A 12647-nucleotide genomic window follows, 5' to 3' on the forward strand; every position below is an offset into this window, starting at 1 on the left:
CGAAGCGACTAGGTGCGCGGTACCTCGACCATCTCGTACACCTGAATCTGGTCGCCGACAGCGATGTCCGGGTAGCTGAGAACCATACCGCACTCGTAGCCGGCTGCGACCTCGGTCGCATCGTCCTTGCCACGCCGCAGGGAGTCGATGGTCGCCTTCTCCGCGATGACGTTGCCGTCGCGGGTGAGGCGGGCGGTCGCATTCCTGCGCACCTTGCCGGTTTCCACCATGCAGCCTGCGATGAGGCCGACAGCCGATGCCTTGAAGAGCTGGCGGATCTCGGCAGTACCGATTTCCTTCTCCTCATAGATCGGCTTGAGCATGCCCTTGAGAGCGGACTCCACCTCGTTGATGGCATCGTAGATAACCGTGTAGTAGCGGATATCCACACCTTCTTGGTGTGCGAGCTCCGTCGCCTTACCCTCTGCGCGGACGTTGAAGCCAATGATGATGGCATCAGACGCAGCGGCCAGGGTGACGTTGGTCTCGGTGACAGCACCGACACCACGGTCGATGATGTTGAGCTCGACCTCGTCGTCCACCTCGATGTTGAGGAGCGAATCCTCGAGGGCTTCCACGGAACCTGCGTTGTCGCCCTTGAGGATGAGGTTGAGCTGCTGTGTCTCCTTCAACACGGCATCCAGATCCTCGAGCGAGATGCGCTTCTTCCGCTTCGCCTGCAGGGCGTTGCGCTTGCGCGCGTTGCGCTGGTTGGCGATCTGGCGAGCAACGCGGTCATCTTCGACCACGAGCAGAGAATCACCGGCACCAGGAACACTGTCGAGGCCCTGGACCTGTACGGGGCGGGACGGGAGGGCTTCCTCCACGTCGTTGCCGTACTCATCGAGCATGCGACGGACGCGTCCGTGTGCATCGCCGACGACGATGGAATCGCCCACACGGAGGGTACCGCGCTGAACGAGAATTGTGGCAACAGGGCCACGACCACGGTCGAGGTGAGCCTCAATGGCAACACCCTGTGCGTCCATCTCCGGGTTGGCGAACAGTTCGAGCTGCAGATCTGCGGTCAACACGATCGCTTCCAGCAAGGCATCGATGTTGATGTTCTGCTTAGCGGAAATATCGACAAACTGCGTGTCTCCGCCGTATTCCTCCGGAACGAGGCCGTATTCGGTGAGCTGTCCACGGATCTTCTCCGGGGATGCGCCTTCCTTATCGATCTTGTTCACGGCCACCACAATCGGGATGTCCGCAGCCTTGGCGTGGTTAATCGCTTCCACCGTCTGGGGCATAACGCCGTCATCAGCGGCGACAACCAGAACGGCGATATCCGTGGACTTCGCGCCACGTGCACGCATAGCGGTGAACGCCTCGTGGCCTGGGGTGTCCAGGAAGGTGATCTTGCGAGGCTTGTCTTCCACCTCAACCTCAACCTGGTACGCGCCGATACCCTGCGTAATGCCACCGGCCTCGCCGGAGCCCACGTTGGAGTGGCGGATCGTATCCAGCAGGCGGGTTTTACCGTGATCGACGTGGCCCATGACGGACACGACGGCCGGGCGGCGCTCGAGGTCATCCTCGTCGCCCTCGTCCTCACCGAACTGAAGGTCGAAGCTCTCCAGGAGTTCGCGATCCTCATCCTCGGGGGACACAACCTCAACCTTGAAGTTCATTTCCTCGCCAAGCAGCTGCAGCGTCTCGTCCGAAACGGATGCCGTTGCGGTTACCATTTCGCCGAGGTTGAACAGAGCCTGAACAAGCTGCGAGGCCTCGGTGTTGATCTTGTCTGCGAAATCTGCAAGCGATGCACCGCGTGCGAGGCGGATGGTCTGGCCCTTGCCGTCAGGTAGCTTGACGCCGCCAACGACCTTCGGTGCCTTCATTGCCTCGTATTCTTGGCGCTTCTGACGCTTCGACTTGCGTCCCTTGCGGGGTGCGCCACCCGGACGTCCGAATGCACCTGCGGTACCGCCGCGACGTCCGCCGCGACCACCACGTGGTGCGCCGAAACCGCCGTTGTTGTGTCCGCCACGGCCGCGACCGCCACGGCCTCCACGGCTTTCCTTGGATGTGGCGGAATGGCTCGGCATCTGGCCCGGACTCGGGTGTGTCGGCATCTGTGCCGGCGACGGACGCTTCGATCCGTGGCTTGCGCCGGTTGACCTGCCGGGTGCTGCACTCCTGTGACCGCCTCGGTTTCCACCGGGGCGGGGGCTCCCGCCACGACCAGACTGACCACTGCCAGATCCGGGCCGCCCTCCGCGGTTTCCACCGGGACGCGGCGGGCGACTGGATGAGCTGCTCGTGGAAAATGGGTTGTTTGCAACACGCGGTGCCCCGCCACGCGGGCGCGGTGGCATACCCGGCTTCGGGCCGGGCTTCGGCGTTGACTTGTCATTACCTGCGTGTGCTTCCGCAGACTTGTGTGCTGCGGTTGCAGGGGTGGGCTTCGGTGCACCTGGCTTTGGTGCAGGCTTGGTCTTTTTCTCCCCGTGTGCCGCCTTCGCAGCCTTGGCTGGGCTCGGAGCCTTTTCTCCCGGCTTCGGGCCAGGCTTTGCTGCAGAAGCAGTCTTGCTGGAAGAATTCTTCGGCTTCGGCGCTGCCGCCGTTTCCTCGGCGACACGTGCCGGTGAGGGGTGCGCCTTAGCCGGAGACGGCTTTGCACCCGGCTTCGGGGCAGGCTTCGCCGCCGATGGCTTGGCCGTAGACGGCCTTGTGGCAGTTGTCTTCTTTGCGGCATCAGCCGGTTTTGTGGCCTTTGTGGGCTTCTTCGGCTCTTCAGCTTCGCCATGCGATGCGTAAAACTCGCGCATCTTGCGAATTACCGGTGGCTGGATTGTTGACGATGCCGTCTTTACAAACTCGCCTTGCTCCTTCAGCGTGGCGAGCAATTCCTTGCTTGTTACCCCGAGCTCTTTCGCGAGCTCGTGGACACGTAGCTTTCCGGGCACTGTACTCCTTGTATATCTGGTTAGGTCACGAGTAGCCCACAGAATTGGCACCACCGTGTGAGAGGTGGCCCGAAAAGCCAAGTCGTGCGACTACCGTGACATGGTCTGGACTTTCATCGCTGATGCTTCATCGTGTGCTCATCAGTTACTAGGGTCTTTCCTTGTCGTAGTCATACCGCGGTCTGCGGAGGATTCTCGGTTGTTTATCCCCGCAGGTGCGGCTTGCGCGCGCGAGATGTACTCACGCACCGGTGAGGAATCTGGATTCCTCTTCATCCTTAACGCCCGGCGAAACGCCTGACGCTTTTCTGCTATCTCATAGGCCTCCACTGTCGGGGTCAGCCATGCGCCTCGCCCTGGAAGCCTTCGCTGCGGGTCCGGAATCACGCGATTAGACGCATCCGTATCCGCAACAACACGAAGTAGTGAGGTGTCAGGTTGAACCCGACGAGTGGCGATGCAGGTTCGGAATCGGTTGCGTGGAGAGGTCACTGGACAGTCAGCACTTGTTGTTTTCCGTGCTTTCTCAGTTCCCACCTGCGACACAACACCTCCGAACACTCTTAGCCACTGGCATTACTTCCACAAAAGAACTCGTGGTCACTGGTGTGAACAACGAGCCTTTAGACATGTTACGCCACCTGCGCCGATTTTGTGAAAATAACGGCGCAGGTGGCGTCCTTTCAGATGTTCTGCTACCCAGTCCCCTGCGCGTTCGGACCGATCGTGCAGGCGATCAGGAGAATCCGCCCCACTGGAGGCATTGCATCTTGCCGTGGACGTGCTGCTTGCTGATATCCCACCGAGGTGGATGCTGCTCGTCCGGAAGATGGTGCATCGGATTAGGACTCGTCGGAACGAATGTCGATCTTCCAGCCGGTCAGTCGTGCAGCAAGACGGGCGTTCTGCCCCTCTTTGCCGATTGCCAGGGACAGCTGATAATCCGGCACGGTGACGCGAGCAATCTGGTTCTCCTCATCGAGAACCTCCACTCCAACGACTTTAGAGGGAGCGAGCGCATTGCCAACGTAGGTGGCGGGATTCTCGTCGTAATCGATGATGTCGATCTTCTCACCGCGGAGCTCTCGCATGACATTGTTCACGCGCTGTCCCTTCGGACCAATGCAGGCACCCTTCGCGTTGACGCCCTTCGTGGTGGCGTGGACGGCAATCTTAGACCGGTGCCCCGCCTCGCGAGCAATGCCCACGATTTCCACGTCGCCGGACTCCACCTCAGGAACTTCGAGTTCGAAGAGCCGACGAACCAGTTCCGGGTGCGTGCGAGAAAGGGAAATTTGCAGGGAACCCCGCCCCTTGCCTACGCCAACGATGTAGCACTTCACACGGTCACCGTGCTTCAGGTTTTCTCCGGGAATTTGCTCACCGGGCAGCAGAATACCGTCCTGCCCCTGAAGCTCCGTTCCGAGCCGAACCACAGCAATCCCCCGCTCATTCGCGCGGGCATCAGCCTGAACGACACCTGACACGCACTTGCCTTCGAGCCCCGCATATTCGTCAAAGTCTCGGTCGGTTTTCACCTCACGCAGACGCCGGTAGACAGCATCTCGAACTACACTCGCGCCAAGTCGGCCAAAGTCTTCGGGAGTTTCATCTTGTTCAGAAATAATCTCCCCGTCCTCATCACGTTCAATGGCGAACACAGTGACTGCTCCCGAGTCAGGGTCGATCTCGACGCGCGCGCTGGACTCGTCCTCAAGGTGGTGTGCCTGCAGATACGCACTGTGCAACCCCTGGGCGATGGTGGTGAGAAGGTCTTCGACGGAGATTCCCTTCTCTTTCTCCAGTACGCGGAGCGCGGACATGTCAATATTCACTTGTTTTACCTCTTGTGTAGTTGATGGCGTGAATGGATAGCTCGTGTACACATTATCGCAGTAGGACTTTCCCCGTACCAGCAGCCGATTGAAAATCGACTGTTGAAACGGGGGCAGCTAGGGCAGCAACTGCTGACACAGTGGCTGGTTTTTCCCACGTATTACTCCTCAAATGGTTCTTGCGAAAGAGCGGCCTCATTTTTTGGCGCGCCGTTAAACTCAATTTCTACCACGGCTCGCTTAACATCGTGTAACGCGACGATTGTCTTCTTGGCTTTCTTGTTTCCCTTCGTGCCCTCGGAGTAAATGAGGACTACTCGGTCTTCTTCCGGGCTCAGGGCACCGATGCGGTAGGTTGCAGGCTCCTGCCCTTTGAGGGTAACTGTAACAGCGCGACCACGGTTGCGCGCCCACTGGTACGGCCGGGTCAGTGGCTCATCGATACCTGGAGTGGAAACCTCAAGGTTGTAACCAGCCCCGAAGGACAACTCTTTGGAGGCCTCCTTCTCATCAAAAACCTGTGACAGGGCCGTTGAGAATTCTCCTACAGCATCAATATCTGGATCCGACTCGGAATCGACGATGACCGTAACGGTGGAATGTGGGCCTGCTTCAACTGTTTTTACGCGAAGGGGAAACAGACCCCAAGGGCGACCGGTTTCGGTTGCAATATCGAGCAAAGTCTTTTCTGATGGAAGTGCCATGTTCTAAATGGTACCGGTTACCGCATAAAACGCGGAACGGTTACACTTTTTCATCGTGCTTACAACTCCGGCTGAACACTCGACTACACCACAGAATCCTCTACTGCGGGGGACTTTTCATCCGCGTTTCTTCCAACGGGCGCGGAAGTTAACGTCGCTGTTAACAGCGTCTGTCGTGCTTGCTGGCGCGACGGGGGGCTGCAGTGCATTCCAGGGCCCGCAGCCCGATCGCACACTCGTTGGACTCGAGCACAATGCAGTGGCGATCGCTGGTTCAGAGGAGCTATCGGACGCGCAAGCTCAGGTGTGGAGAGACCAAGCTGCGACGTTGCACGCTGAAGCTGAACGGCTGTGCGGGATGACGAAGGACGGTTCGCTTCCCCCTAGTTGTGTTTACTCCATCGATCCTGTTTCAGGGCAGATCGACGCTCAGTCCCAACGCACACTAAAAACTCTCACCCCCGGTGACAAGGACGGGGACGCTGCCTCAAGCGAGTACACCATCGATCCTGAGTCTTGTGCGGCATCCTCTTCGGGGCCCCGCGTCGCAGGAAAACGCGCAGCTACGTTAGAGACTGTACTGGATGCGATGATCGCCTCGCTATCTGAGGCCGACAAGACTAGTCAGCCACTCATCGCCGACCAGTACGTCGCAGCCAGCCTGGCTGCTCCCCAGATCCCTAGCCTTGACCTCACAGCCGAGGGAGAAAACGACCTTGTCACCCATATCCTCAACCAGCTTCCTACAGCACGTGGCTGTGATGCGGACTTCTCTGCAAATCTCAGCCAGGCCGATAAGCAAGCTGTTGAGGAAGCACTTGGTTGGCAGGAGGCATCCCAGTACGGCCTAACCACGGCAGCTGCTTACGCAGATCCTACAATTGGGAACCTCATGGTGGCGGCATCAAAGGAACACGGTTTAGTTGAGCACGCCTTGCAGACTCTCGTCCCGCAGGCTTCTACTGCATCTGCTCCTGGATATGCCACCCCGACAGTTACACCGACCGATCCCACGAGCGCACTGCAATACGCTGTCTTGGACGGAGTCCAGTCCACCCGCATGTGGCGTGAACTAGCTGCGCGAGCGGAAGACCCTGCGTGGCGAGAGTTCTGTGTACGCGCTGCCGGCCAGGCCGCTCTCCGGAGTCTTCCTCTGGTTCAAGCTGCTGGGCTCAGTGTGGAGGACGCGGGGCTGGTTGAAACCCACCCCTAGGCCACGCCGGTGAGCTAGAACAACCCACAGCCAACGACATCCGGTAACTAAAGACATTCCGGTGATCCAAACCAACGGCCTCCGGTGTCCCAAACCAGCGGCACCCTGTTGGCACAGACCAACGGCATCCCGGTGATCCAAACCAACGGTACCCCGTTGGCGCAAAACTCCCGCTAGCTGAAAGCGCTTCGTTGGCTAATAGGGCTTTCCTGTCCTATATTTGAATCATGTATGGGCACGGGTTCGTAGGCACTTCCTACTGCCGTTTCCGGCATAGCGTATGTGCCTTTGTTGGCCTATGACGAAAGCATGGTGTACGTATTCGAAACCCGCCCTCCCACTACAAGGAGAGTTCCCTGATGACAACGACACCCGATTGGTCTGCGGCTAACCGCCGCACGAGCACGCCTTCCCGCACTCAGCAGGTGCGGACAACGATTACCGATTACATCGTGCGCGAAGGTCTGAAAACTGGCAAGCCTATTCCACCCGAGTCAAAACTCATGGAACTTACCGGCGCCTCCCGGTCTGCTGTACGCGAAGCCCTCAAGGTTATGGAAGCACTGGGATTCGTCACCATCAAGCGCGGTGCCGGTACCTTCGTCAACGACATCACTCTAGAGGCCCTGACGACCCAGCTCATCTTCGCATCCCAACGAGATGCAAAGAACGGTTATTCCGTGCTCAAGGATGTGGTGAAGCTTCGCTCAGTCTTGGAAACGAGTCTCATGCGTCTTGCGTGCCACGCGGAAGAGCAAAATATTGATGAGCTTCGAATCATCATCGCTCGTATGGAGGCAGAGCAGCGAGCTGGCTATGTCACCACGGACACGGACAGGGAATTCCACGTCACTTTGTTCAAGGACTTGGGCAACGCACTGTATGCTCCGCTCATCGCTGCGCTTTTCGACGCCTACATCCGCGTTCCCTTCGAGTCCACCATCCGTAAGCAAAAGTTTGCTAACGCGGAGCTTCACAAAGCGATGGTCGACGCTCTCGAGGCGCGCGACGAGGAGGCCTGTGTCGCCGCCGTGAACGCCCACTTCGATCCGATCATCGCGCACCTGTCCACGTACCGCCCTGCTGATGATGAGGACGGAGCAGATATCTCCCAGATCAACACAAATGAACCCGATAGCCCAATGGCCACCGAGGATGCACCTGCAACCGATTCGCCAGAGGCCACCCACGATTAATCCCTGCTCGATTAATCCCCGCTCAGTGGACACTCTGACCCCTACTACCTCCCCAGCTGCTCCTGTTACTTACATCGACAGTCGGCCTAAGAGGAGTGAGGAACGAGGTCAGCGCGGGGACAGAGGTTCCCTCATCTGACGCGAAAGGCGCTGCCACCTTGTGCGCTAGCGCTCGTTCCAGCGATTAAGCCCGTTAACGGCAACGCACGACGTGCTCTGTTTTTCCGGTTTATGTCAGTATTTCCGGTTTATGTCAGTATTTCCGGTTTATGCCATAATTTCCGGTTTGTGCCATAATTTTCCGGTTTTGTATGAGGAAGCCCCAACTCTCCGTATCGTTCCGACGAGGATTTGATCAGAGGGTTGGGGCTTTTCTTTGCTGGCAGTGGCTTCTCCCTATGCTCTACGAGCGTGGCCCATAATGCGTGCCATTGAGGCGCTAATTTGTTATGTGCCAGCTAGCTTAGAGCGTGATGCCCGGGTTTGCGCGCAAAATCGGCCTTCGGCTTCTCTGAGGTGCAGGCCACCAATTGATTGGCACGTGCCACCATTCAAGAAGCACGTGCCGCCAATCAGAAGCACATGCTTGCTCTGAGGCTCGTGCGTTAACCGGCTCACAGCAGGCATCCGGCCAAGGTGGCTAAAACGAAGCCACACTGCATATTGATATTGCCGATTAGGACGCTAGTGCGCTAACGCCTCGCGCACAGTCGTGACAATGTGCTCGAGGGCACCGTCAACGGGGATAGTGGAGGTCTCGCCTGCACGAACACGGAACTCAATCTCCCCATCCTTAAACGCACGGCCGAGAACCACAGTGTAGGGAATGCCGAGGAGTTCCGCGTCCTTGAACTTCACGCCGGGGCTTACCTTCGGGCGATCATCGAACAGCACTTCAATGCCTGCAGCATCGAGATCAGCGACAAGTTTCTCTGCTGCGTCCTGTGCTTCCTTATCCTTGTTGGCCACGACAACGTGAACATGATACGGAGCAACACATGCGGGCCACACAAGACCCTTATCGTCGTAGCTCTGCTCGACGATGACGGCCATCGCGCGGGACACACCGATGCCGTAAGAGCCCATCGTCGGTACGCTGCGCTTGCCATTCTCATCCAGAATTTGCACATCCATCGCCGTGGTGTATTTGCGGCCAAGCTGGAAAATGTGACCAATTTCAATACCACGCTGGAGCGTCAAAGTACCTGTACCGTTCGGTGCCGGGTCACCCTCACGAACCTCAGCAGCCTCAATCGAACCGTCTACGGTGAAGTCACGGCCAGCCACAGCACCGACCATGTGGTGCTCGTGTTCATCGGCACCAATGATCCAGGACGTTCCCTCCGCGACACGGGGATCAGCAAGCACGGTAAGACCCTGCTTATTGAATGAACGTGGGCCAACATAACCCTTCACGAGGAAGGAGGTCTCCTTGAAGTCCTCGTCACTTGCGAGCTCCACGGTGGAAGGTTCGAGAGATGCCTCGAGGCGACCCATGTCTACCTCGCGGTCGCCAGGGACGAGAATGGCGGTCAGTTCAGGATCCGCACCGGGCTTGGCTACCTTAACAACGATGCACTTGAGCGTATCCGCTGCGGTGATGTCCGTGCCCTCGATGGTGATACCCTTGCTATTTGCCCACTCGACCAGCGCCTCGATTGTCTCGGCCTGTGGAGTTTCGTGTAGCTCTGCCTCGGGCTGTCCCTCAATCGGGCGAGGTTCAGCAGCTGGGGTCACGACGGCTTCTACGTTGGCCGCATAGGTCTTGTCGCTCGACTGGACAAACGTGTCCTCACCGTTTTCACTGACTGCAAGGAATTCCTCCGAGGCGGATCCGCCCATGGCCCCGGAAGTAGCCTTGCAGATGACGTAGTCAAGACCGAGGCGGTTAAAGATGTTCTGGTACGCCTGGCGATGATTCTGGTAGGACTCGTCCAGTCCCTCGTCGTCCATATTGAAGGAGTAAGAATCCTTCATCACGAATTCGCGACCACGGAGAATACCCGCGCGAGGGCGCTCCTCGTCTCTGTATTTCGTCTGGATCTGGTATAGGAGTACGGGGAAATCCTTGTACGAAGAGTACATGTCCTTCACCACCTGGGTGAACATTTCCTCATGGGTCGGACCGAGGAGCATGTCATTGCCCTTGCGATCCTTGAGGCGGAACAGCGAGTTGCCGTACTCCGTCCAGCGCTGGGTGAGCTCGTAGGGCTCGCGAGGAAGGAGCGCCGGGAACCGCAGTTCCTGGCCCCCGATCGCATTCATTTCCTCGCGGACGATGTTCTCAATCTTGCGCAACACGCGGAGGCCGAGCGGCAGCCAGGTGTACACGCCGGGGGCTACACGCCGAATGTAGCCTGCGCGAACGAGAAGCTTGTGGGACGGTACTTCCGCGTCTGCGGGATCCTCACGCAGAGTGCGGAGAAAGAGAGTGGACAAACGAGTAATCATGGGTATAGACCTTACCCCTACGCCGCGAGGTTTCCACCGACTAGCCCTGGTTAGCTAACTCTTCTGCCTTCTTCCCCTCACGGATATCTTCCGGCGTAAAACGAACGAGAACCAAGCAGATGACAACTACGCAGGCTGCGAGCGCCGCGCAGATGAGAAGAGAATCCGTGTACCCCTGCCCCAGAGCTGCTCGCTGTACCTCTGTCAGGGCGCTGCGATTCAGCGTTTCAAATGCTGCATCGCCGAGTCCACTGCGTACGACTCTCTCGGCAAACGCAGTCACCCCGGCGAGGCCTAGAGGCCCGCCAAGTGTCTGACTCACCAGCGATGTTGCTGTGAGGGGACCAACCTCGTCCGGCTTCACTCCGGCGACGACAGAAAGCGTAAGTGGGATGAGGATGATACCGATTCCAGCACCGATGATGAGGATTGGGACAAGAAGATCCGGCCAGTAACTGGCAGTCATGTCCAGGGTGGAGCCGTAGATGAAACCACCAACGAGGATGACACCGCCACCTGCTGCGATGAAACGGGGCGCGACGGTTTCCGCAAGTTTTCCGGCAACGCCAGAGCCAGCACCCAACGCGAAGGCAAAGGGGATAAATGCAAGACCCGCCTGAAGCGGTGTGTACTGGAGGACCTCCTGGACGAAAAGCGCGACTTGGACTGTCATCGCCATCATGAGGGCACCGACGAGGAGCAAGCAAACAAAAACTGCTGCGCGCGAGCGGTTGGCGAACATGCTCAGCGGGAGAACAGGATGGGAGGCCTTGCGCTGGGAAAGAAAGAACAAGACCAGCAGCACGGCGCCCAGCATAAGCGAAGCAACAATAAGTGGCGAAGCGCCACCGCCTCCGGCGGACAACCCGAATACGAGAAGCGTAGATGCCGCCGTTGCCAAAATCGCGCCACGGACATCAAGCGTGATCGTTGCACGATCACCCGGATGCCGGAGGTATTTCATTCCGGCCACCACAATGAGCAGTCCGATTGGCACGTTGATGAGGAAGATCCAGCGCCATGACGCCTGTGTCAGTGCGCCACCGATAACGAGCCCAAGAACGGATCCTAATCCCGTCATCATCGCAAAAACGGAGAAGGCTTGATTGCGGGGTTTTCCGGGTGCGAAGGTGACGACGAGGAGTGCCATGGCAGTAGGGGAAGCAATGGCGGCTCCGAGTCCCTGGACAACACGAGCGACGAGCAGCAAGATGGCGCTGTTTGTCAAGCCACAGGCGAGGGATGCCACGGTGAAGAGGCCCACGCCGATGAGGAATACTCGCTTCCGCCCGAAAACGTCGCCAATGCGACCGCCTAGCAGCAACAAGCCACCGTACGCAAGCGCATACGCGGTGACCACCCAGCTGCGGAGCTCGTCGGTAAGCCCCAAGTCCTGTTGTATACGGGCAAGTGCGAGGTTGACTACTGTGCCGTCCAGCACAACCATGAGCTGCAGGGCACACAGGACGATCAGTGGCCACCCGTAGGCTGAGCCGGTTACCGGGTAGGACGTTTGGGGCTTGTTACTCATAAAGCGGCGACTTCTCCAATCACGTAAACGGCAGGCGGTCGGACATCATTATCCTCGATAATCTTTCCTAGCTCATCAAGGCGACCGCGGAACGAGCGCTGCTTGTTCGTCGTTCCCTCTTCAATTACAGCGACCGGTGTATCACTCGGCCTGCCGTTTTCAATGAGGCTGTGGGCGATAGCGGAGGCGTTCTTGACACCCATAATGACGGCTAGGGTACCACCCGTGTGCGCAAGAGCGGCCCAGTCATTGAGAGACGATGGGTGTTCCGGCGGCACGTGCCCCGATACGACAGTGAAGCTGTGAACGATCCCACGCTGGGTGATAGGAACTCCCGCCGCAGCTGGAACAGAGATCGCAGATGTGACTCCCGGGACGACGTGGACGCTAATACCGGCCTCCGTCAGCGCCTGTACTTCTTCGAAGCCGCGGCCAAAGACAAAGGAGTCGCCGCCTTTGAGCCTGGCGACAACGTACCCCTCGCGAGCGTACTCAATAAGGAGGCGGTTTGTTTCCGCCTGTGCCACCTTTCTTCCGTAGGGAAGCTTAGACACATCGACGATCTTTTTTGCCGAAGTATCGATGAGTTCATCAAGGCAGCTGGACGGGCCCAGATGATCTGTCAGGATGACATCGGCTGTTTCTAGTGCCCGCAGGCCGCGGAGGGTGATGAGGTCAGCCGCACCAGGTCCCCCACCGATAAGTGTGACTGTTCCCTTTTCCGGACGAAATTCGCGGCGGTATTCTCCACGGGGTACGGAAACGGGACTGCCAGCTTGCTGCTGCTCGCGTTCATTCATAGAAG

General features: G+C 58.4%; 9 protein-coding genes. 2 read left to right on the top strand and 7 right to left on the bottom strand.

All coding sequences use genetic code 11. The annotated features are described in order from the left end of the window. Positions 1 to 8: 8 nt before the first annotated feature. The 4 genes from infB to CGLUCO_RS07735 all read right to left on the bottom strand — a co-directional run bounded on the left by infB (position 9) and on the right by CGLUCO_RS07735 (position 5451). Positions 9 to 2912 (bottom strand): translation initiation factor IF-2, encoded by a 2904-nt coding sequence (infB, locus tag CGLUCO_RS07720; protein ID WP_070739192.1) that lies wholly within the window; start codon positions 2910 to 2912, stop codon positions 9 to 11. A 141-nt stretch (positions 2913 to 3053) separates the two neighbouring features. Beyond that, positions 3054 to 3404, bottom strand: coding sequence for a YlxR family protein (locus CGLUCO_RS07725; RefSeq protein WP_081446510.1), 351 nt, complete (start codon positions 3402 to 3404; stop codon positions 3054 to 3056). Between the two features lie 350 nt (positions 3405 to 3754). Beyond that, a complete protein-coding gene (gene nusA, locus CGLUCO_RS07730; RefSeq protein WP_196793926.1) occupies positions 3755 to 4747 on the bottom strand; it encodes a transcription termination factor NusA in 993 nt (330 codons plus the stop codon). A 161-nt stretch (positions 4748 to 4908) separates the two neighbouring features. Then, positions 4909 to 5451 carry a ribosome assembly cofactor RimP gene (locus CGLUCO_RS07735; protein ID WP_005389650.1) on the bottom strand — a complete coding sequence of 181 codons (543 nt, stop codon included), beginning with the start codon at positions 5449 to 5451 and terminating at the stop codon, positions 4909 to 4911. A gap of 175 nt (positions 5452 to 5626) precedes the next feature. On the opposite strand from CGLUCO_RS07735, the gene CGLUCO_RS07740 reads away from it, so the two are divergent. After that, a complete protein-coding gene (locus CGLUCO_RS07740) occupies positions 5627 to 6664 on the top strand; it encodes a DUF4439 domain-containing protein (protein ID WP_005389649.1) in 1038 nt (345 codons plus the stop codon). 359 nt (positions 6665 to 7023) lie between these two features. After that, the gene (locus CGLUCO_RS07745; protein ID WP_005389647.1) at positions 7024 to 7860 is read left to right on the top strand and encodes a FadR/GntR family transcriptional regulator; all 837 of its coding nucleotides are present in this window, start codon (positions 7024 to 7026) and stop codon (positions 7858 to 7860) included. A gap of 684 nt (positions 7861 to 8544) precedes the next feature. Here CGLUCO_RS07745 and CGLUCO_RS07750 read toward each other — a convergent pair. Genes CGLUCO_RS07750 through cobA form a run of 3 tightly spaced genes read right to left on the bottom strand, consistent with a single transcriptional unit; the run spans position 8545 to position 12642 of the window. Beyond that, positions 8545 to 10311: a proline--tRNA ligase gene (locus CGLUCO_RS07750; RefSeq protein ID WP_084037021.1), complete on the bottom strand. Its 1767-nt coding sequence runs from the start codon at positions 10309 to 10311 to the stop codon at positions 8545 to 8547. Between the two features lie 40 nt (positions 10312 to 10351). Next, positions 10352 to 11842 carry an MFS transporter gene (locus CGLUCO_RS07755; RefSeq protein WP_005389645.1) on the bottom strand — a complete coding sequence of 497 codons (1491 nt, stop codon included), beginning with the start codon at positions 11840 to 11842 and terminating at the stop codon, positions 10352 to 10354. Further along, complete coding sequence (cobA, locus tag CGLUCO_RS07760) at positions 11839 to 12642, bottom strand: uroporphyrinogen-III C-methyltransferase (protein WP_005389644.1); 804 nt, start codon at positions 12640 to 12642, stop codon at positions 11839 to 11841. Before cobA ends, CGLUCO_RS07755 begins: the two co-directional genes overlap by 4 nt. Between the last annotated feature and the right edge of the window lie 5 nt (positions 12643 to 12647).

The sequence above is a fragment of the Corynebacterium glucuronolyticum DSM 44120 genome (assembly GCF_030440595.1).
Classification (GTDB): Bacteria; Actinomycetota; Actinomycetes; order Mycobacteriales; family Mycobacteriaceae; genus Corynebacterium; species Corynebacterium glucuronolyticum.

Excerpts from the sequence above, each read along its gene's own strand:
- CGLUCO_RS07735 (WP_005389650.1), bottom strand. The coding sequence starts at position 5,451 with ATGGCACTTCCATCAGAAAAGACTTTGCTCGATATTGCAACCGAAACC.
- CGLUCO_RS07750 (WP_084037021.1), bottom strand. The coding sequence starts at position 10,311 with ATGATTACTCGTTTGTCCACTCTCTTTCTCCGCACTCTGCGTGAGGAT.
- CGLUCO_RS07755 (WP_005389645.1), bottom strand. The coding sequence starts at position 11,842 with ATGAGTAACAAGCCCCAAACGTCCTACCCGGTAACCGGCTCAGCCTAC.
- cobA (WP_005389644.1), bottom strand. The coding sequence starts at position 12,642 with ATGAATGAACGCGAGCAGCAGCAAGCTGGCAGTCCCGTTTCCGTACCC.
- CGLUCO_RS07745 (WP_005389647.1), top strand. The coding sequence starts at position 7,024 with ATGACAACGACACCCGATTGGTCTGCGGCTAACCGCCGCACGAGCACG.